24 protein-coding genes and 1 tRNA gene are annotated in these 21313 nt (G+C 39.5%); 21 read left to right on the forward strand and 4 right to left on the reverse strand.

Features of this window, described 5'->3' with window-relative positions; all coding sequences use genetic code 11:
* Window positions 1-48: 48 nt before the first annotated feature.
* The 17 genes from JOD28_RS04835 to JOD28_RS04915 all read left to right on the forward strand — a co-directional run bounded on the left by JOD28_RS04835 (window position 49) and on the right by JOD28_RS04915 (window position 15446).
* Complete coding sequence (locus JOD28_RS04835; protein ID WP_204769738.1) at window positions 49-954, forward strand: manganese-dependent inorganic pyrophosphatase; 906 nt, start codon at window positions 49-51, stop codon at window positions 952-954.
* 167 nt (window positions 955-1121) lie between these two features.
* On the forward strand, window positions 1122-1271 hold the full coding sequence (gene rpmG / locus JOD28_RS04840) for a 50S ribosomal protein L33 (protein WP_002815032.1): 150 nt from the start codon (window positions 1122-1124) through the stop codon (window positions 1269-1271).
* Window position 1272: 1 nt separating this feature from the next.
* Complete coding sequence (rpsN, locus tag JOD28_RS04845) at window positions 1273-1542, forward strand: 30S ribosomal protein S14 (protein ID WP_013103950.1); 270 nt, start codon at window positions 1273-1275, stop codon at window positions 1540-1542.
* Between the two features lie 326 nt (window positions 1543-1868).
* On the forward strand, window positions 1869-2345 hold the full coding sequence (locus tag JOD28_RS04850) for a ribosome maturation factor RimP (protein WP_204769739.1): 477 nt from the start codon (window positions 1869-1871) through the stop codon (window positions 2343-2345).
* A 101-nt stretch (window positions 2346-2446) separates the two neighbouring features.
* The gene (gene nusA / locus JOD28_RS04855; RefSeq protein ID WP_204769740.1) at window positions 2447-3538 is read left to right on the forward strand and encodes a transcription termination factor NusA; all 1092 of its coding nucleotides are present in this window, start codon (window positions 2447-2449) and stop codon (window positions 3536-3538) included.
* Between the two features lie 66 nt (window positions 3539-3604).
* Window positions 3605-3901, forward strand: a complete 297-nt coding sequence (gene rnpM / locus JOD28_RS04860; protein ID WP_204769741.1) for an RNase P modulator RnpM — start codon at window positions 3605-3607, stop codon at window positions 3899-3901.
* Window positions 3891-4211, forward strand: coding sequence for a L7Ae/L30e/S12e/Gadd45 family ribosomal protein (locus JOD28_RS04865; protein WP_204769742.1), 321 nt, complete (start codon window positions 3891-3893; stop codon window positions 4209-4211). Before rnpM ends, JOD28_RS04865 begins: the two co-directional genes overlap by 11 nt.
* Window positions 4212-6716, forward strand: coding sequence for a translation initiation factor IF-2 (infB, locus tag JOD28_RS04870; protein ID WP_204769743.1), 2505 nt, complete (start codon window positions 4212-4214; stop codon window positions 6714-6716).
* A 55-nt stretch (window positions 6717-6771) separates the two neighbouring features.
* Entirely contained in the window at window positions 6772-7125 is a 354-nt protein-coding gene (gene rbfA, locus JOD28_RS04875; RefSeq protein WP_204769744.1) for a 30S ribosome-binding factor RbfA, read from the forward strand.
* Between the two features lie 96 nt (window positions 7126-7221).
* Window positions 7222-8406 (forward strand): aminotransferase class I/II-fold pyridoxal phosphate-dependent enzyme, encoded by a 1185-nt coding sequence (locus JOD28_RS04880; protein WP_204769745.1) that lies wholly within the window; start codon window positions 7222-7224, stop codon window positions 8404-8406.
* 13 nt (window positions 8407-8419) lie between these two features.
* Window positions 8420-8938 carry a PTS sugar transporter subunit IIA gene (locus JOD28_RS04885; RefSeq protein ID WP_204769746.1) on the forward strand — a complete coding sequence of 173 codons (519 nt, stop codon included), beginning with the start codon at window positions 8420-8422 and terminating at the stop codon, window positions 8936-8938.
* Window positions 8925-9842 carry a tRNA pseudouridine(55) synthase TruB gene (gene truB, locus JOD28_RS04890; RefSeq protein ID WP_204769747.1) on the forward strand — a complete coding sequence of 306 codons (918 nt, stop codon included), beginning with the start codon at window positions 8925-8927 and terminating at the stop codon, window positions 9840-9842. The genes JOD28_RS04885 and truB overlap by 14 nt, the downstream gene beginning before the upstream one ends.
* Window positions 9842-10786, forward strand: a complete 945-nt coding sequence (ribF, locus tag JOD28_RS04895) for a riboflavin biosynthesis protein RibF (RefSeq protein WP_204769748.1) — start codon at window positions 9842-9844, stop codon at window positions 10784-10786. Before truB ends, ribF begins: the two co-directional genes overlap by 1 nt.
* Window positions 10787-10900: 114 nt before the next feature.
* Window positions 10901-11929, forward strand: a complete 1029-nt coding sequence (gene hrcA, locus JOD28_RS04900) for a heat-inducible transcriptional repressor HrcA (protein ID WP_204769749.1) — start codon at window positions 10901-10903, stop codon at window positions 11927-11929.
* Window positions 11930-11946: 17 nt separating this feature from the next.
* Window positions 11947-12510: a nucleotide exchange factor GrpE gene (gene grpE, locus JOD28_RS04905; RefSeq protein WP_204769750.1), complete on the forward strand. Its 564-nt coding sequence runs from the start codon at window positions 11947-11949 to the stop codon at window positions 12508-12510.
* Between the two features lie 96 nt (window positions 12511-12606).
* Window positions 12607-14451, forward strand: coding sequence for a molecular chaperone DnaK (gene dnaK, locus JOD28_RS04910; protein WP_204769751.1), 1845 nt, complete (start codon window positions 12607-12609; stop codon window positions 14449-14451).
* A 92-nt stretch (window positions 14452-14543) separates the two neighbouring features.
* On the forward strand, window positions 14544-15446 hold the full coding sequence (locus tag JOD28_RS04915; protein WP_204769752.1) for a DnaJ C-terminal domain-containing protein: 903 nt from the start codon (window positions 14544-14546) through the stop codon (window positions 15444-15446).
* A gap of 240 nt (window positions 15447-15686) precedes the next feature.
* Here JOD28_RS04915 and def read toward each other — a convergent pair whose 3' ends face one another.
* Window positions 15687-16265, reverse strand: a complete 579-nt coding sequence (gene def / locus JOD28_RS04920; protein WP_204769753.1) for a peptide deformylase — start codon at window positions 16263-16265, stop codon at window positions 15687-15689.
* A gap of 55 nt (window positions 16266-16320) precedes the next feature.
* Between def and JOD28_RS04925 the strand changes: the two genes are divergently transcribed.
* The 4 genes from JOD28_RS04925 to JOD28_RS04940 all read left to right on the forward strand — a co-directional run bounded on the left by JOD28_RS04925 (window position 16321) and on the right by JOD28_RS04940 (window position 19406).
* A complete protein-coding gene (locus tag JOD28_RS04925; RefSeq protein WP_204769754.1) occupies window positions 16321-16593 on the forward strand; it encodes a UPF0223 family protein in 273 nt (90 codons plus the stop codon).
* Window positions 16590-17375, forward strand: a complete 786-nt coding sequence (locus tag JOD28_RS04930; protein WP_204769755.1) for an inositol monophosphatase family protein — start codon at window positions 16590-16592, stop codon at window positions 17373-17375. The genes JOD28_RS04925 and JOD28_RS04930 overlap by 4 nt, the downstream gene beginning before the upstream one ends.
* Window positions 17376-17439: 64 nt before the next feature.
* Window positions 17440-19281 carry a translational GTPase TypA gene (gene typA / locus JOD28_RS04935; protein ID WP_204769756.1) on the forward strand — a complete coding sequence of 614 codons (1842 nt, stop codon included), beginning with the start codon at window positions 17440-17442 and terminating at the stop codon, window positions 19279-19281.
* Window positions 19282-19317: 36 nt separating this feature from the next.
* Window positions 19318-19406, forward strand: a tRNA-Ser gene (locus JOD28_RS04940).
* Window positions 19407-19834: 428 nt separating this feature from the next.
* On the opposite strand, the gene JOD28_RS04945 is transcribed toward JOD28_RS04940, so the two are convergent.
* Genes JOD28_RS04945 through JOD28_RS09760 form a run of 3 tightly spaced genes read right to left on the reverse strand, consistent with a single transcriptional unit; the run spans window position 19835 to window position 21272 of the window.
* On the reverse strand, window positions 19835-20101 hold the full coding sequence (locus JOD28_RS04945) for a Type 1 glutamine amidotransferase-like domain-containing protein (RefSeq protein ID WP_239531093.1): 267 nt from the start codon (window positions 20099-20101) through the stop codon (window positions 19835-19837).
* A gap of 55 nt (window positions 20102-20156) precedes the next feature.
* Window positions 20157-20729, reverse strand: coding sequence for a hypothetical protein (locus JOD28_RS09755; protein WP_239531095.1), 573 nt, complete (start codon window positions 20727-20729; stop codon window positions 20157-20159).
* 9 nt (window positions 20730-20738) lie between these two features.
* Window positions 20739-21272, reverse strand: coding sequence for a DNA/RNA non-specific endonuclease (locus JOD28_RS09760; RefSeq protein ID WP_239531097.1), 534 nt, complete (start codon window positions 21270-21272; stop codon window positions 20739-20741).
* Window positions 21273-21313 lie beyond the last annotated feature (41 nt).

Consider the following 21313-nt stretch of genomic DNA (forward strand, 5'->3'; position numbering starts at 1 on the left):
GCATTTTCTGATAAAATAAACGTATAAACTTTTAGGAGATATGAACGAATGGCTAAGACTTTAGTTTTCGGGCACAAAAACCCTGACACAGATACAATTGCATCTGCAATTGCTGCAAGTTACTTATTAAATGAAATAGGTGAAGATACCGAAGCAGTTGCACAAGGCACACCAAACGCCGAAACACAATTTGCGTTGGATTATTTTTCGGTAACGGCACCGCGCGTTATTACAAATGCTGATACAGAGTCAGTTGTATTAGTTGACCATAATGAAGCGGCACAATCAGTTGATAATTTGGCTGATGTTGTTGTTGAGGGGATTTATGATCATCATAAATTTGCCTTTACAAATACGACACCTTTATATATTACAGCCAAGCCTTGGGGTTCAGTAGCAACAATATTGTATTATGAATTTAAGCAAGCCAATGTGACGATTCCTTCAAAAATTGCTGGTTTGATGGCTTCAGCTATTATTTCAGATACGTTGTTGTTAAAAAGTCCAACAACGACGTCTTATGATCAACCAGCTTTAGAAGCGTTGGCTCAAATTGCTGGCGTGACTAATTATGACACCTATGGCTTGGAACTTTTAAAGGCTGGCACAGATCTATCTTCACGTACGGATAAGGAATTAATTGACGGGGATGCTAAGTCATTTGAAATGGGTGGTCATCAATTCCGTATTGGACAAGTTAATACGGTTGATATTGATGAGGTTTTGGCACGTCAATCAGGTATTGAAGCAGCAATTACTGAAGAAGGTTATGAAGATTTCTTATTTGTCATTACTGATATTTTGAACTCTAATTCAAAAGCAGTGTATCTTGGCGATGCTGGCGATGCTATTGAAGGTGCATTTGATACAAAATTGCAGCAAAATGTGATTGATTTGCCTGGTGTTGTTTCACGTAAGAAACAAGTTGTCCCACCACTAGAAAAGCAATTTTAAGAATGCCCTGTGGTAAATAGTTAGTCAGATGGTCGTTTGATCCGTTTTTCGAACAAATTTTCGTAGGAATTTTGAAAATGTCTTTACACCACTGTCATGTTCATGTATAATAATTATTTGTATTGACAAGCAAATAATTTTAACAAACCACACTAAGGAGTAAGAATATGCGTATTCACGTTGTTCTAGGAAATGACGAAACTGGTGAACGTATTTACTTGACGTCAAAAAATCGTCGTAATACACCAGATCGTCTTGAGTTGAAGAAGTACTCACCAAAACTTCGTAAAGTTGTAACATTTAAGGAGATTAAGTAAAATGGCAAAAAAGTCAAAAATTGCTAAAGCGCAAAAGCGTGAAGCCTTGGTTGCAAAGTATGCTACAAAGCGCGCCGAATTAAAGGCAGCGGGTGATTTTATCGGTTTGGCTGCTTTGCCAAAGGATTCATCTCCTGTACGTGTACACAACCGCGACTGGATTGATGGTCGTCCTCATGCTTACATGCGTGAGTTTGGTATGTCACGTTTGAACTTCCGCCAATTGGCACACAAGGGTCAAATTCCTGGTGTTCGTAAAGCTTCTTGGTAAACGTATTTGCGCGAATAGCGTAACTTACACCACAAGCATTACGTGGGCACGTTAAAAGTCAATTATTAGCATCAGCTAAATACAGTGACTGCCTCAATGAGCAAAGCGAATGGGGTCATAAAGGTTCACAAACTAGCAAAAATCACAGAAATGTGATTTTTTTGTTGTATATTTGCATTTTTATGTATTTCACGTTATAATAATAAGTGTTAATTTACATAGATTTTGTAAATGAGCGGGTCACATATTATGCGGCCGGCTCATTTTTTATGGGATTGGCACTTGCTTGCAATACATTATAAAATTCATCAAGGGAGGGTAAATAAATGGCGAATAAAGTAGAACAACAAATAATGGCACTCATTACACCAATTGTTGAAAAAAGAGATATACTTTTATGGCATTTATCGTACACCAAAGAAGGTGGACAAAAGGTTTTGAGGATTTTACTAGACAAGCCAAATCATGAGTCCATTACAATGGCAGATTTAACTGACTTTACACAAGAAGTTAATGAACTATTAGATACAGCTGACCCTGACCCAATTCCAGAACCTTATCTACTAGATATCTCGTCCCCTGGCGCTGATCGGCCATTGATCAAACCCTGGCACTTCAAATGGGCTCAAGACAGTGAAGAGAATATTTTAGTTTCTCTCTTTGTTGCTAAAGATGGTCAAAAAAAGTGGCAAGGGCATATTTCATCATTAACTGATGATGGCTTGGTTTTAGCTACGGATAAAGATGAACTAGTACTTAATTTTGATGAAATTGCAAAAGCAGTGCTGGACATCCAGTTTTAACATAAACGTGTTTGTGAGGATAGTTAGGTGAGTTTGGATATAAACCAAAACCTTAATAAACATCCTAATATACACGCTACTAATTAGATGAGGATAGGCGAATGAGTAAAGAACTAGTCGATGCGCTCGATGCCCTTGAAGCCGAACGCGGGATAGAACGAACGGTTGTTATTGAAGCGTTAGAAGATGCTTTGAGAGCAGCTTATAAAAAACAATATAATGCTGAACAAAATGTGGAAGCAGTGTTTGACACCAAAAAAGGAAACGTCGCAATTAAGCAAGTTAAGCGTGTTGTCTTAGATGACGATTTTGAAAACGATGATACAGAAATTGCTTTGCAAGATGCATTAGCAATTAATCGTGCTTATGAACCCGGTGACGAAATTCGGTTTGATGTGACACCAAAGGATTTTGGACGTATGGCTGCGCAAGCTGCAAAGCAAGTTATCGTCCAAAAGATGCGTGAAGCAGGTCGGGAAGCAATCTATAATAAGTTTGCGGATTACCAAGATGAAATTATTACTGGTGAAGTTGATCGGCAAGATGCAAGATTCTTATACTTGACATTACCAGGTAATCAAGAGGCCGCTATGGCCCCAAATGATCAAATGCCAAATGAACATTATCGTATGGGTGATCGCATTAAAGTATTGGTTAATAAAGTCGAAAATAATGCTAAGGGCCCACAAATATTTGTGTCGCGTACAGCGCCTGACTTGGTGAAACGATTATTTGAACAAGAAGTACCAGAAGTATATGATGGTACTGTTGAGATTATGAATATTTCACGTGAGGCTGGCGATCGATCAAAAATTGCTGTTTACACACATGATACAGATTTAGATCCAGTCGGCGCTATGGTTGGCCAAAGAGGCGGTCGTGTCCAAGCCGTTGTCAACGAACTAGGCGGTGAAAATATGGATATTGTTGAATGGGTTGAAGATGAGGCACAATATATTGCTAATGCTTTGAATCCATCCGAAGTGGCTGATGTTATTTTTGATCCTGAAAATGAGCGCGCAGTGACCGTTATTGTGCCGGATAACCAATTATCATTAGCTATTGGTAAAAAGGGCCAAAATGCTCGCTTGGCAGCACGTCTAACAGGCTTTAAGATTGATATTAAGTCTGAAAGTGAAGCAGCGAGTGCTTTGACAACCGATGTCCCTTCAACGGACAAGAGTGACGAATAGACTTTAGAAAGGAAAGGTGCTGTAAACATTGTCATTTGACAGCATGTTTATAGTACGCGAGTAGCCATGAAACCTAGAAAAATACCAATGCGAAAAGATATCGTGACAGGTGAAATGTTTCCTAAAAAAGAACTTGTTCGAGTCGTTCGTGATAAAGAAGGAAATGTTACTTTAGACCCAACATCGAAAGCTAACGGCCGTGGTGCATATATTGGGTTAAATCGTGATATTGCAGCAGAAGCTAAGAAAAAACGTATTTTTGATAAAGCGTTTGAGGTCAAAGTATCTGATGAATTCTATGATGAACTCATTGCATATGTTGACCATCAGCAAGCGCGTCGGGAGTTGTTTGGTGATAACTAAAGATGATCAGGTTTTAAATCTGCTCGGATTGGCAATGCGTGCCGGAAAGCTCGTATTGGGTTCGGACTCAACATTAACAGCCATTCGTGGCAATAAAGTGCAAATGGCATTTTTTCCAAGCGATGGTGGTCAAAGCCAAAGTAAAAAATTTGCTGATAAATCAAATTTTTATCATGTAACACTAATCCAAGACTATACTAAGACGCAATTAACTGACGCTATTGGGGTCAATCGTAGTGTATTTGCAATTGCCGATCGCGGTTTTAGTCGAAAAATTAAACAATTAATTTCAGAAAAGGAGCGGAACTAAATGACAGAAGAAAAGAAATTCTCAGGGTCAAACCGTCCTGCAAGGAAACAAGCAGTTCCAGAACGTAAAGAGTTACCAGCATCACAACGTCGCCACGCAGCAAAATTGACAGATGGTGGTTCAACATCAAGTAATGGTGGATCAACGCCTCGCCCTAATAAAACAGCGGTAACGCGTTCAGGAAATGTTCAAGGACAACAAAGTCGCAACACAACTAATCAGAGCCGATCAAATGGGACAACTACTGGTAACCGTTCAAATGCTAGTGGTCAAAGCCGTAATCGCCGTCCAGGTTCACGTGTTCAAGCGGCAGAGGGTCGCCCAGCTGTTCGTGAAAAAAAGAATTGGTCAACTAAGCCCCGTGAAGGTCAAGTAGATTATTCAAAGAAAACTGACAACAGTTTGAAACAATATGTTAGTGAAAACGAAAAGCGCAAACAGGCTGTTGCAGCTGCCAAAGAACCTAAGAAGACAGCACCAGCAGCAAAGCCTGCTGAGATTAAAAAGCCTGAAAGCAAGCCAGCTCAACCAGCAACTGCGACAACAGCAGGGGCAGGTAAGTTTGGTGGTGCATTGGCATCAGGCAATAATTCAGCTCGTAATAATTCGCGTAAACGTAATACAGCAGGAACTGGGCAACAAACACCTCGTCGTAATGACAAGCCTCGTGGTTCAAAAAAATCTCGACGTATTGCGGCTAAAAAAGGTCCTGTCGTACCTGTAACGGAGCGAAAAAAGCAACCATTACCTGAAGTTTTGGAATACCGTGTTGGGATGAACGTCCAAGATTTGTCGAAGTTGTTACACCGAGATACAGCAGAAATTATTAAAAAGTTGTTTTTGCTTGGTATTATGACTAACCAAAATCAATCATTGGATACTGATACAATTGAAATTTTGGCCGCCGATTATGGCATTGATGCACAAGTTAAAGAAGAGGAAGATGTCGCAGATATCGATCGATTCTTTGATAATGATACTATTGATGCAGGCAAACTAGTACCACGCCCACCAGTTGTTACAATTATGGGACACGTTGACCATGGTAAAACAACTTTGTTGGATTATCTACGTAATTCTCATGTCACTGAAGGTGAAGCAGGTGGCATAACACAACACATAGGTGCTTATCAAGCACAGTTAAATGGTAAAACAATTACCTTCTTGGATACACCTGGGCACGCTGCCTTTACAGAAATGCGTGCTCGTGGTGCAAATGTTACTGATTTGACTATTTTGGTTGTTGCAGCCGACGATGGTGTTATGCCACAAACAATCGAAGCAATTAACCATGCAAAAGCTGCGGGAACACCTATTATTGTGGCAGTCAACAAAATTGATAAGCCAGGAGCCAATCCAGATGACGTGATGAATCAGTTGATGGCTTATGATTTGGTACCTGAAGAATATGGTGGCGACACGATATTTGTCAAAATTTCTGCTAAATTTGGTCAAAATGTTGATGAACTACTCGAAATGATTCTACTTCAAGCTGAAGTGCTTGAACTAAAAGCCAATCCTGATATGCCAGCGCGTGGCTCTGTTGTTGAAGCCCGTTTGGATAGAGGTAGAGGCCCAGTTGCGACTGTATTAGTACAACAAGGAACAATGCGCGTTGGTGATCCAATTGTTGTCGGTAACACATATGGTCGTGTCCGTACAATGACTAACGAGCGTGGTGTGGATCTTGAAGAAGCAACGCCAGCAACGCCTATTCAAGTTACCGGATTAAATGATGTTCCTCAAGCAGGAGATCGTTTCATTGTAATGGCAGATGAAAAAACTGCACGTGCAGCCGGAGAAGAACGTGCAAAACGTGCACAAGAAGCTATTCGTAATTCTGGCTCTGTTGTCACTTTGGATACGTTGTTTAGTACAATGTCTGAAAAAGCTATGAAGACGGTTCCAGTTATTGTTAAGGCTGATGTACAAGGTTCTGTTGAAGCGCTTTCTGGTTCTTTGAAGAAGATTGAAGTAGATGGCGTTCGTGTTGATATTATTCATACAGCTGCTGGTGCAATTAATGAGTCTGATGTGACATTAGCATCGGCTTCAGGCGCTATTATTATTGGTTTCAATGTTCGTCCGACACCATTGGCAAAGTCTCAAGCTGATTCTGATAAAGTTGATATTCGTTTTTATAATGTTATTTATAATGCTATAGATGACGTTGAAGCAGCTATGAAGGGTCAACTTGAACCTGTCTATGAAGAAAAGATAATTGGAACGATTGCCGTTAAGGAATTATTCAAGTTTTCTAAGGTTGGTATTATTGCTGGCGCTATGGTTGAAGAAGGCAAAATCACCAAAGAATCTAAAGTCCGTGTTATTCGTGACGGTGTTGTTGTTTATGATGGCGAAGTTGCATCACTACAACGTGGTAAAGATTCAGTGAATGAAGTTAAAATGGGTTATGAATTTGGCTTTACTGTCGCTAAGTATAATGATGTTCAGGTTGGTGATACTGTAGAGGCCTATGTCATGGCAGAAGTTAAAGTTAAATAATTTAATCTGTATGTCGAAAAGACGTGTTTTCTAAAAAAGAAAGGGGCACAAATTTATGGCTAATCCACAACGTGCGGGCCGCCTTGCACAAGAAGTTCAGCGTGATGTAACCGATTTGCTGCTCAAGCGAATTAATGATCCACGTGTACAAAATATTACGATAACTAGCGTTGAGTTATCTGGTGATTTACAAATTGCAACTATTTATTATTCTACGTTGTCAGACTTAGCAAGTGTCGGTCAAAAAGCACAAGCAGGTTTGGACGCGGCTAGTGGCCTGATTCGTAAAGAATTAGGTGCGCGGTTAACAGTATATAAAACACCAGAGTTGAAGTTTGTACGCGATCAATCAATTCAGTATGGTAACCATATTGAAGATTTGATTCGTAAGCTTCATACTGAAAATTAATAATTTATGCACAAATTAACGCTATCCGTAAAGGATAGCGTTTTTTGTGTTAAAATGGAATTACCATAATTTGATTAAAAATGAGGAATTCTAAAAATGACCAATTTTATTCAACCTTTAAATTCAATAATTTTTGATATGGCGCCAGATAAATTATTAGGATTTCAAAAAGCGATTCGAGATATTCCAGGTATTTTGAAATTAACATTAGGCGAACCGGGTTTTGCAGTGGATGAACGTATCAAACAAGCGGCAACGAATGCAATCAATACTAATCGCTCGCATTATGCTGAAAGCCAAGGCGAAAAAGAATTACGTTTGGAGGCAGTAAAATATTTTAATCGAACCTATCACTTGAATTATGCTGGTGAAGACAATGTTATTGTGACACTTGGTGTCAGTGAGGCGATTAATGTTGTATTAAATACTTTACTAGGTATTGGAGAAGGCTTGTTAGTCCCCGAACCAACGTATGGACCGTACTTTACATCATTAGATTTAGCACACGGTAAAAAAATAACAATTGATACATCTTCAAATCGTTTTAAGTTGACGCCTGAAATGATTGATGAAACGGTAGCTCGTGCTACCGTTCCTGTCAGAGCTATTTTAATGAACTATCCCACTAATCCTACAGGAGTTACTTATTCACGTGACGAAATTGTGGCCTTAGCAGAGACATTTAAGAAGCATAAAATATGGGTGATTTCTGATGAAATATATTCAGTGCTAACATATGATCAAGAACATGTCTCATTTGCAGAAATTATTCCTGAACAAACTGTGTATATCAATGGCTTGTCAAAATCGCATGCTATGACAGGATATCGTGTTGGATTTATTCTTGGCGCGGCTGATGTCATTGCTGAGATGCAAAAAGTTCATGGTGCGTTAACGTTTGCAATACCAACGTTTATTCAGGATGCTGCAGTTGTTGCGTTACGTGATGTTGCTGATACGCCATTTGTCATGCGCGATCAATATAAAGCACGTCGTGACCGTATATTACCTCAGTTGCAAGATTTGGGGTTTGATGTCGTTTTACCAGAAGGTGCTTTTTATTTGTTTGCTAAGTTACCAACTGATTTAGGCGATGATGGCGATGCATTTGCGTTAAAGTTAGCACATGAGGGTAAGGTAGCGGTTATCCCTGGATCTGGTTTCGGTGAAGCAGCAAAATCCTATATTCGAATTTCGTATGCGGCGTCTGATGCTGATTTAGATGAGGGTATGCGTCGACTGACAATATATATTAATGAACTACGTGAGAATAACAAATAAAGGGTGGCTTATAATGCGGTGGTGGCAGAAATTATTTAACCAAAAAAATAAACACCAAAAAATTAAAACAACGGGTCAACTGAATGCTACGCATGTTGCGCGCAAATCAGAATTACCAGTCGTAGTTGCGCCAGTAACGGGTCAGCTACAAAAAATTGATAATGATGGTGAACAAATCCATAATAAAAATGGCTTTATGATGTTGCCAGATGGTAACAATATTATGTCACCAGTTGCTGGGATTGTGGGAGCCTCTGATGAACAATTTTTGACGATTCAAAGTGCACATTATCATGATGTTGTTGTACAATTGAAAAATGAGGAAACGAATTCATCACGGTTAGCAACTTATTCTAAAGGACAACAATTACATGCGGGTGATTTAATTGGCGTAGCACATGCAACGTCACATAATGTACGTGTTTACGTCTTATTTGAAGAGAGCATTGTACCTCAGTTGAAGTATGGTTCGGTATATGCCGGCCAAAACGTATGGCAGTATCAAGAGGATGCTACGCATGGTGAAAAATAGTATCGTTGATGGCATTATCGTTGTTAATAAGCCACGCGGGTTGACATCATTTGATGTTGTTTCCAAGATTAGACGTGCTGTAGGCCAAAAACGCGTTGGACATGCAGGCACGTTAGATCCCAACGTTGATGGTGTTTTGGTTATTGCGCTTGGGAAGGCCACCAAGTTAATTGATGAGTTTCAGGCGCGACCTAAGTGTTATGTTGGTGATATTACACTTGGGTTTGCAACTGAGACAGAAGATTTGGATGGTGATATCATTGCAAAGCAGTCAATTGATGAACCGTTTACCGACGAATCAATTGACACTGCCATTGCTAAGTTAAACGGTGAAATAAAGCAAATGGCACCAATGTTTTCCGCTGTTAAAGTTAATGGAAAGCGTCTTTATGAATATGCGCGAGCCGGCGAGGTCATTGAGCGTCCCGTTCGAGATGCTTTTATACATGATTACCATCGGACGTCACCAATCACTTATCAAGATGCACAACAAAAATTTGATTTTGTGGCTGAGGTGTCAAAAGGTACCTATATTAGAACATTAGCTGTTGATACGGGCCGCCAACTTGGTGTGCCAGCAACAATGACCAGTTTAACTCGAATCATGGGTAGTGGTATGACAATTGAACAAGCCACTGATCTACAGGATATCCTCGTGCTTGAACGTGAAGCATTATTAAAACTAATCATACCAATAAAGGATGTACTCACGTGGCCAACAAAAGAGCTCTCGGATAACGAATGGTTTGCTGTCAAAAATGGTCAAAAAATATCAGAATGGGCAATGAATGATGATAGCGCTTATCTTCAATTAACCTATCATGGTGATCTTAAGGCAGTATACGCTTACGACATTGAGAGAAATTTATGGCAATCGCGTTACGTGTTTACAAATGAATCATAATGGCTGAAATAATTAGACTACATTACCCAATTTTAAAAAATAAAAAACCAGTGCGACAAGTTGTTGCAATGGGTTTTTTTGATGGGGTGCACCGTGGACATCAAGCTGTGATTGAGCGTGCTAAATCTGAGGCAGATAAATTGGGTGTACCATTGGCTATACTAACGTATGACCCATATCCTGCGGTTGTATTTAAAACGTTAGAGAGACCACTGCGTTATTTAACCCCCTTGGCGCAAAAAAAAGCATTATTAACCAAACTTGGTGTAGATACAATTTACGTTATGCAGTTTACCTCAGAACTGTCTAAAGTAGAGCCACAGCAATTTGTCGATGACGTTCTTATGTGTCTGAATCCCGTCGCGATAGTTGGCGGTTTTGATCATGTGTATGGTGGGAACTCATTGACAGCAGACATGGCACACTTACCATTTTATGCACAACACCGTTTTGATGTTATTGTTGTACCCAAATTTGACGATAATCATAAAAAAATAGGTTCGTCTGCTATCCGTCGTGCGTTAGACATTGGCGACATGAATCAGGTTAATCAGCAACTTGGGCGTGTGCACCAAACAACTGGTTTGGTCGTTCATGGTGAAGCGCGTGGCCGTAAATTGGGATTTCCAACGATTAATATCAAAACACCTGAATTGGAGTGGTTACCAGGAATTGGCATTTATGCCGTTAAGGTGAAAATAGGAGATGACTGGTATGAGGGAATGGCTAGTATTGGCCATAACATTACTTTCGGCGATGAACGTCCTGTTACAGTGGAAATTAATATATTAGATTTTAAAAGAGAAATCTATGGCGAAAATGTGACAGTTGCTTGGTATGATTATCTTCGGGGTGAAGTGAAATTTAGCACTGTCGCTGATTTAATCGTACAATTAAACAATGATGAATATCAGACTCGGCAATATTTTGATGGAACACATTGATTTTTTAGCACTCTTTAAAAAGAGTGCTAAAAAGCTTGCGTTATTTTTTTGAATGGTGTATCATAATAGATGTTAGCAGTTGAATAATAGGAGTGCTAAATCGGAGGTGCTGGTTTGCTAACCGAACGACAGAAATTAATCTTAGGTGCTATTATTTATGAATATACGCAAACCGCTCATGCAGTGGGTTCGAAAAGCCTACAAGAGCAACTAGATATCAAAGTGAGTTCTGCGACGATTCGTAATGAAATGGCTGCCTTAGAAGCAGCAGCTTTAATAAAAAAATTACATACGTCTGCTGGTCGAGTGCCATCGCGTGCTGGATATCGTTATTATCTTGATAATCTTATGAGCGCGCGTTCGGCAACGCAACAGGATATTGCTTTGGTTATGCAGTCTTTTCGTGGTAATTTTCATGAAATAGATGATTTATTAGATGAATCGGCGCGTACGTTATCTGAGCTAACTGCTGCAACAGTTTTGATTTTAAAACCTAAGCGCTTAAATATTACGGTGTCCGGGTTTCGATTAGTGCCATTAGAAAATCAGCAACTCATTGCAGTATTGGTAACTAATGACGGTAAAGTAACGAGTCAAACGTTTAAATTACCACGTGAATTAGCAGAGTCGTCATTGGAAGGTATGACCAATTATATTAATGATCAAATGACTGGTCGGCCTGTGTTGGAAGTCCTAAAAATGATGCAATCAGATGAACTACCAACGCAAATGAGTCGTGTCATTCAAACGCCTGCGGCATTTTTACAATTGTTTGGCGATGTTCTTGCACGATCAATCGGTGATAAAGTTCATATAGGTGGTCGTTTGAATGTGTTAGATTTTGGTGAAGATAGTCTTTCAACTAAGGCGGTTAAGAGGTTGCTAGAATTTCTGACCTCGGCGCCAGATATTCGTCGCGTCGCAACTACTTCGCAGCAACGGGTGACAATTAAAATTGCTAAGGAAATCGATGAACCACTGTTGAAGCCATTTAGCTTAATTACAAGAGCATTTACAGTACCAAATCAAGGAGAAGGCGTGATAGCACTTCTAGGGCCGATCCGTATGACGTATGCGCGTAATGTATTGTTGATGGATGCGTTTGGTGAGGCACTGAGCCAAAAAATGATTGAGTATACATAAACTAGGAGGTCACCCACGTGACAGATGAAACAAAAAAAGAAGTATCAAATGAAGAAGCAATCAACGAAGAACCAATTGTTGAAGAAGTAATCAACGAAAGTGATGAGTCACAAGATGTTGATAAACTAGAGCCAACTGAGCTTGAACAGTCACGTGAAAAGATTGCGGATTTAGAAGATCAACTTCTACGTTCGAAAGCTGAGATACAAAATATACAGCAACGCCAGGCTCGAGAATTGCAAAGTGTCCGTAAATATGATGGCCAGAAATTAGCGGCTGCGGTGTTACCAGCTGTTGATAATTTGGAACGTGCCTTAGAAGTTGAAGTTGATGATGCAGTGGCAAAACAAATTAAAGCGGGTGTTGAAATGACCCTTAAAACTTTAGTACAGGCTTTGACTGATAATGGTATCTCGGCCACCGGTGAAGTAGGTGAAACATTTGATCCTACTAAGCATCAGGCCATTCAAAGTGTTGAATCAACGGCTGTTGATTCGGATCAAATTGCTTCTGTTTTGCAAAAGGGTTATATCTTACAAGATCGTGTTCTGCGTCCAGCAATGGTCGCGGTTGCTAAGTGATTTTAGAAAAATATTAATGCATATGGTGACTCAGCTCAGTGCACTACACCTTAAAAAGACAAATTGTTAACTAAAAAGTAAAGGAAGAAAAAATTCATGTCAAAAATTATCGGTATTGATTTAGGAACAACAAACTCAGCAGTGGCCGTACTTGAGGGTGGCGAACCAAAGATTATTACAAACCCAGACGGTGGTCGTACAACACCTTCAGTCGTTTCTTTTAAAAATGGTGAAAGCCAAGTTGGTGATGTAGCTAAACGTCAAGCTATTACAAACCCTGATACAATTATTTCAATTAAGTCACATATGGGTGAAGCTGGTTACAAAGTTAGTGCTGATGGTAAGGATTATACACCACAAGAAATTTCAGCAATGATTCTACAATATATCAAAGGTTATGCTGAAGACTATTTGGGCGAAAAAGTTGAAAAAGCAGTTATTACAGTACCTGCGTACTTCAATGATGCGCAACGTCAAGCAACAAAAGATGCAGGTAAGATCGCTGGTTTGGAAGTTGAACGTATTATTAACGAACCAACTGCCGCAGCCTTGGCTTATGGTCTTGATAAATTAGACAAAAATGAAAAGATTTTAGTTTATGACTTGGGTGGTGGTACATTTGATGTGTCTATCCTTGAATTAGGCGATGGTGTGTTTGAAGTTTTGTCAACAAATGGTGACACGCATCTTGGTGGTGATAACTTTGATAATGTTGTTATCGATTATTTAGCAGCACAATTCAAAGATGAAAATGGCGTTGATTTAAAGGATGATAAGTTGGCCTTGCAACGTTTGAAGGATGCCGCTGAATCAGCTAAAAAAACATTGTCTTCAGCTAACGAAGCACAAATTGACTTACCATTTATCGCCTCTGGTGATCAAGGTCCTTTGCATTTACAAACGTCATTATCACGCGCTAAATTTAATGAAATTACGGCTGCTTTGGTTAAGAAAGCTGAACAACCAGTATTAAATGCATTGAAAGATGCAGGCTTATCATTCTCAGATATTGATGAAGTTATTTTGAATGGTGGCTCAACACGTATTCCAGCGGTTCAAGAATCTGTTAAGAAGTTGACTGGTAAGGAACCTAACCATTCAATCAACCCTGACGAAGCGGTTGCATTAGGTGCTGCTGTTCAAGGTGGTGTGATTACTGGTGACGTGAAGGATGTTGTTTTGCTTGATGTTACACCATTGTCATTAGGCATTGAGACGATGGGTGGCGTATTCACTAAGTTGATTGATCGTAACACAACAATCCCTACTTCAAAGTCACAAGTATTCTCAACGGCCGCTGACAATCAACCAGCTGTGGACATTCATGTTCTGCAAGGTGAACGTTCAATGGCAGCTGATAACAAGACACTGGGTCGTTTCCAATTGTCAGACATTCCTGCTGCACAGCGTGGTGTGCCACAAATTGAAGTGACGTTCGATATCGACCGTAATGGTATTGTATCTGTATCAGCTAAGGATTTGGGTACGCAAAAGGAACAGAAAATTACCATTCAAGCGGCTGGTGGTTTGTCAGATGATGAAATTGAGCAAATGATGAATGATGCCAAGGCTAATGAAGAAGCTGATGCAAAGAAGAAAGAAGCTGTTGATACACGTAATGAAGCCGACCAATTAATTTTCTCAACAGAAAAGACATTGGAAGAAGTTGGCGATAAGTTGGGTAACGACGATAAAAAGGCTACGCAAGAAGCACTAGAAGATTTGAAAAAAGCTAAGGCAGATGCTGCAGCAGACGATGCTGATTTAACAGATTTGAAATCTAAGTCTGAGGCATTAGGTAAAGCAGCACAAGAATTAGCCATGAAGTTATACCAACAGGCAGCTCCTCAAGAAGGTGCTGAAGGTCAGGAAAAGCCAGCAGATGATGATACAGTTGATGGTGATTTTGAAGAAGTTGATCCTGATTCAAAGAAAGACTAATTAGATCTTATTAGATTGTAACTAATGAATAAAAAGCGAACCGCATTCTGTCGAGTGCGGTTTGTGTACATAATATGATGAGGAGTAGGTAAGTGAATAATACTGAATACTATGACCGTCTTGGCATAGAAAAAAATGCTAGTCAAGATGAAATTAAAAAAGCATACCGTAAATTAGCCAAAAAATATCACCCAGATTTAAACCATGAGGCTGGTGCTGAAGAAAAGTATAAAGAAGTTCAGGAAGCTTTTGAAACATTGGGTGATGAGCAAAAACGTGCGCAGTATGATCAATTTGGCCCAGCTGGTGCCAACGGTGGTTTTGGCGGACAAGGCGGCTTTGGTGGATACCAACAACAAGGCGGTTTTGGTGATTTTTCTGATCTTGGTGATATTTTTAGTCAAATGTTTGGTGGTGGTTTTGACCCTAATCGTCCACGAAAGGGACAAGATTTACAATATCGTATGCGCTTAAGCTTTGAAGAAGCTGTATTTGGTAAAGAAGAAACAATCAAGTTTAACCGTGGGGATGGTGCTCATGAAATTAAAGTAACAGTGCCTGCTGGTGTGGAAACTGGCCAACAAATGCGTTTAGCCGAACAAGGTGAGGAGGGTGCTAATGGTGGTCCTCGCGGCGATTTGTTTGTTGTATTTCAAGTATCCCCCTCTAAAGATGGTTTTGAACGAGATGGCGCTGATATTTATCTAGAGCAAAAGATTGATTTCGTCGATGCTACTTTGGGTGCTGAGATTCAAGTTAAATCTGTACACGGCGTTGTTAACTTGAAAATACCAGCCGGTACACAAACTGGTACACGTTTCCGTCTACGTGGTAAAGGTGCACCGCGCTTACGAGGAACAGGCAATGGCGATCAATATGTTATTGTTAAGTTGGATGTTCCAACAAAACTCAATAGAGATCAAAAGAAAGCTCTGGAAGCATTTCAAGAATCAATGGATGGTACAAAAAAGAAAAGTTTCTTTGATAAATTATAATCAAATAAATGACAAAATAACATTTTGTCATTTCTTTGATTATGGCATACAGTCAATGAATATTCACTGACTTAAAATTATTTTGGCAATTTAAACTAGTCAATTATTTGCTCTTTTTGGATGAAGGAATTAACACAAAAACTAGACCATAGCAAAAGTACCGCGGTATCATTTAATAACGCATTAAATACGCTATTTAAAAGGCCATGAGGACAAAAAAAGAACCTTCTGGTTCTTTTTTTATTCAATATATTTGGTATCATCATCAACTTGCCAAGGGGCTTTGAGATCGATATGATCATAATATAGATGACCGTGCAAATGATCAATTTCATGCTGAAAGACAATTGCTGGGTAATCTCGTAATTTAATGGTTTTTACGGTGCCTTGTTCATCTTGATAACGTACTGTGACATGATTTGCTCGAGGAACAAATCCCGGTACATCTTCATCAACGGATAAACAACCTTCACCGACATCTAAAGCACCACGTTTAACTGACTCAGAAATAATTGTAGGGTTAAATATGGTACCTTTAAAATAGGGTTCATCATCAGATTCATGAGGATCCAATGATGGGACTAAAACGGCTGCAATCTGTAAAGAGTAGCCGACTTGCGGTGCCGCTAGACCAACACCAGGTCGAAGATCATAGGATTCGTTTTGTGTTGCATCTTGCGAAATAACGAGATATGTCATCATATCTTTTGCTAGTTGTGCATGCTCTTCACTTAAAGGGAAAGGCACTGGTTGTGCAATTTGACGTAAAACTGGATTGCCGTCACGCGTAATTTTATCCATTGTAAACCTAATTGTCATGTTTTTTTACCTCTTTACTAGTATATCAAACTGTACAACATGTTAAAATAGATGTATGAGTGAAAATTATACATTACCAATTGATAGTAATTGGACAGTTGAAGATATTGTTAAAGTATCAAATTTAATTGATGGTGTTTTGGCTGTCTACGAGACTGGCATATCAAAGCGCATTTTATTAGAACGGTTTGACATGTTTCGGGAAGTCATGCCAGCTAAAAGTGAACAGAAACAATTTGATAGAGATTTTGAACAGCAAACAGGCTACAGTATTTACAAAACGATGCAGTTAGCTCAGAAAACGATAAGAGATAAGGTACGAGCATGACGTTAAGTCAGTTTGAGATTCAAGACATTGATCAAACAGTCTTGTTATGGTTAGATAAATTAAGAATAAAAACTTTGATTGCAATGCAGCAGCAACTCGAAGTTGACACGAAACATGATGCCAGAGATTTGGTGACGAATGTAGATAAAGATAATGAACGCATGATTAATGCTAAAATTCGCGCCTTTGATTCCGAAGCCAGTATTGTCAGTGAAGAGGGGTTTGGCGATCAGCAGCGGGACATGAATGGTAATGTCTGGTTCGTCGATCCAATTGATGGCACAATGAACTTTGTGAAGGAGCGTGCTAATTTTGCTATCATGATCGCGCTCTACGTTGATAATGAACCAGTGCTAGGTTGGATTTTGGATGTTGTTAATAATGTTGTCTATCACGGCGGGCCGCAACTTGGCGTTTTTGCTAATCAATTAAGGTTGGACAATCCAGTTAATGATACTTTGAGTGAGGGTATTGTGCTTTTGAGTGGTGCCCGATTGTTATATGGCATGTTTGGCTATGACAAGATTGCAAAATCAGCTTTGGGTTATCGTGTTATTGGTGCCGCTGGACCATCCTTTATAAGAGTTATCTTAGGGCAAGCGGTTGGATATTCATCAAAAATGATGCCTTGGGATTTTGCTGCAGGGCAGGTTTTAGCAAAAACATTAGGTTTATCTGTTTCAGATATTGACGGACAGCCACTAGATATGTTATCATCTAACATAGTATTAGTGGCTACAAATCGCGCGCATCGTGATATTTTAACGTTGCATAAAAGCTAGGGTACAACAGACCCTAGCTTTTACTATGAGATAAGTAGCATTAAATTAAAGGAGCACTAGGAAATTGGCAAATCGCGAAGATATTCGTAACATCGCTATCATCGCCCACGTCGATCACGGAAAGACGACGTTGGTTAATGAACTATTGAAGCAATCAGATACATTGGACTCACGCAAGGAATTGGGTGATCGTGCAATGGATACAAATGATATTGAAAAAGAACGTGGAATCACTATCTTGTCAAAGAACACAGCCGTTAAGGTTGGCGACAAGCAGATTAACATTCTTGATACACCTGGTCACGCGGATTTCGGTGGTGAAGTTGAACGTATCATGGGAATGGTTGATGGTGTGTTGTTGGTTGTTGACGCCTTTGAAGGTACAATGCCACAAACACGTTTCGTATTGAAAAAGGCGTTTGAACAACACTTGACCCCAATTGTGATTGTTAACAAAGTTGACCGTCCAGGTGCACGTCCTGAAGAAGTTGTTGATGAAGTTTTGGATTTGTTCATTGAGCTAGGCGCCGATGATGAAGGCTTAGATTTCCCAGTTATTTTTGCTTCAGCAATGAATGGTACGTCATCATTGTCTCCTGTTGTTGAAGATCAAGAGCATACAATGAAGCCAATTTTTGATGCTGTTTTCAATACGATTCCATCACCAATTGACAATTCAGACGAGCCTTTACAGTTCCAAGTTGCAATGTTAGACTATAATGACTTCGTAGGCCGTATTGGTATTGGTCGTGTAAAGCGAGGAACCATTAAGATTGGTGATAACGTTGAAGTGTTGAAACTTGATGGTACAACACAAAACTTCCGTGTCACTAAGCTAGCCGGATTTATCGGGTTGGATCAAGTTGATATTCAAGAAGCTAAAGCAGGTGATTTGATTGCCGTTTCTGGAATGGAAGATATTTCAGTTGGTGAGACAGTGGCCGACCCAGCACATCCAGATCCATTACCAATTTTGCGTATTGATGAGCCAACCTTGCAAATGACTTTCCGTCAAAATGACAGTCCTTTTGCAGGTAAAGAAGGTAAGTTTGTTACTGCTCGCCAAATTGAAGATCGTTTACGTCGTGAATTGCATACTGATGTGTCATTGCGTGTTGAAGATACAGGCCAAGCTGGTGCATGGTTAGTATCAGGTCGTGGTGAATTACATTTGTCAATTTTGATTGAAACAATGCGTCGTGAAGGCTTTGAATTACAAGCATCACGTCCTCAGGTTATCTATCGTGAGATTGATGGCGTACAATCAGAGCCATACGAATCAGTTCAAATTGACACACCTGATGAGTATTCATCAACTGTTATTGATTCTTTGAACCAACGTAAGGGTGAAATGATTAACATGGAAGCTGTTGGTAATGGTCAAACACGTTTGACTTATATGGCACCTTCGCGTGGCTTGATTGGTTACTCAACAGAATTCATGTCAGCAACCCGGGGGTATGGTATTTTCAACCACACGTATGCTGAATATCGTCCAGTAGTCCGTAACTGGGAACCAGGACGTCGAAATGGCGCACTAGTTTCAATCAACCAAGGAACAACAACTAACTATGCAATCATGGGTGTTGAAGACCGTGGACAAATGTTTGTTGGCGCTGGTGTTGAAGTTTATGAAGGTATGATTGTTGGTATGAATGCGCGTGACAATGATATTTCAGTCAATGTTACGAAGTTAAAGCCACAATCAAACGTTCGTTCTTCGAACAAGGATCAAACATCATCTATTAAGACACCACGTCTTATGAATTTGGAAGCTTCTTTGGAATTCTTGAATGATGATGAGTATGTTGAGGTAACACCTGAAAACGTTCGTATTCGTAAGGCAATTTTAAATACTGCAGAACGTGAAAAGGCAGCTAAGCGCCGTAAGGCATCAACAAATTAATTAATATGTAGAAAATCCTGTGAGGTTTTCTGTTATGGAGCTATGGCACAATCTGGTACTGCAACGGACTCGAAATCCGTCGAGCCGCTTTTGGCGGTGTGCGGGTTCAAATCCCGCTAGCTCCTTACGAACAAGTGTTCTCACGTAAAATTATGTACAAAACCGTTGATATATCAATGGTTTTTTATTTTGTGTTACGTTATAAAACGTTGCAGAACAGGACAAGTGTAGCCAAGTTGGAGCCAACCTGTTGTTTTCTGAACCTAATCACGTAAACACTGGATACTTAAGGATAGATTATCCCCAAATGTTTTTTACCTTATCGGCTTCTTGATGAGCTACTTCGTCCAATAATGCATGGTAATCTGATATATATTGCACTCTGTGAGCACATGTCGTTTTTACAGTGATTGTTACTTTTTCCTGTTTATTCTTTCAAAAACTGAAACTCTGATAAGAAAGCCTAGTGGCAGTGGCATGAATACGTGATTAGAAAAAAACCAAATACCGCACCTATAACGGTTGCCAATAAAATCTATTCATAAAAGTCCTCCTAAAGTTTCATTAATTCATCATTTAAAATAGTGATGGTTTCTTGATTATTTATTGGGATAAAATTAATTGTTTCATGATAACTTTTGAAGATATCACTAGTCTCATTTGCGAATGGAGCATCGAGATAGTGTGGTAGGGTACTGAAATGAGTGACACCTAAACCTGTGTATGCTTCCAGATTGGGGGCTGGTTTGAGGTCATCCATTGTCTTGACGTATGTGATATCTGGAGATAATATCATGGCACCAGCCGATTCACCAATCATGCTGTTAACGTGATTCAGAACACGTATATGTACGCCCGAAAGGGCATTAATTATTTTATTGAACTTGCCAATGGAAACCAGCAGGTAAGGAACCACCTGGCGCAATGCGCGTTGAATGGCCTTTTCTTGTTTGCCAATTAAATCCGTCTTGAATAGCCCATTTATAACCATCTGTACTATTCACAGTCCCATCTGCGGTAACTGGTGTAGCATCTGGCACCACAACAGACTGATTTTGTTCTTGTTGCTGTTGTGCAGCTGCACTGGCTGTTTCTTTTGCACGTGATTCAGCCACTGATGACGCAGTAATTGATGCTGCACGTGTAGATGATTCACGAGCAACGCTTTCAGCTGAGGATTTGACTGCTGCCTCCGAACTTGCTTTATCGGCTGTTTCCTTATCTTCTTTTAATGTCTTTGCTTTATTTAATGTGTTTTTTGCTGTACCGTTTGAGTAATCAATAATTGCATTGGGGCTATCATTATTGATATAAACAACTGTCGCATCATCGCTCCCTTTTTCTTCGCGGTAGGAATGTAAGTTGATTCTAACTTTTTCACCATTGTTTTTATAACCAACATAAGCTAAACGAATTTGTCTTGGTAACAGTTCGCTATGGTGATACATTGGTGTTACTTAGTAGTCAAGTCGATAACTTTTATTTTTTTTCAACCAATTTGCAAGGTGTTTTTCATAATAAAGCATACTCGTCTTATTTGAAAAATTCGTATTTTTTAGCGCACCAGCGTTTAAATAGGCTGTTTCAGGGACTAAGTTTTTTGCTTCATCATTCAAGCCACTAAACTGATAACCGACAAGATGGCCTCGATTGAACAACCATTCTTTGCTAATTTTACCGTTACTTTTTTCGTACTTGAAACGATAATTATGCCAACCTGCAGGATCATATTCTAAACGTTGTACACGTTTTGCAGTTGGCTTTTCAGTGTATGAGAGTTGAATATGGGCATCAGTAGCACGATGCTGACCATCATTGTCTTTCAATAGTAATTGCTTAGACTTGCTAAACCGAATTGGATGCTGTGTTGCAGTAGTTGTTAGGCTAGCGTCCCGATAACTTTTATCTGCAAAAATATTGTCAACGCTTAAAATACCAAAGGCACCTGATAGAACGGATACCGACAATGTTTTTTTCAATAATTTGAACATATATTTTATTCTCCCAAACTTTTTAACGTGAACGTTTGGCA

The organism is Leuconostoc rapi, assembly GCF_016908715.1.
Classification (GTDB): Bacteria; Bacillota; Bacilli; order Lactobacillales; family Lactobacillaceae; genus Leuconostoc; species Leuconostoc rapi.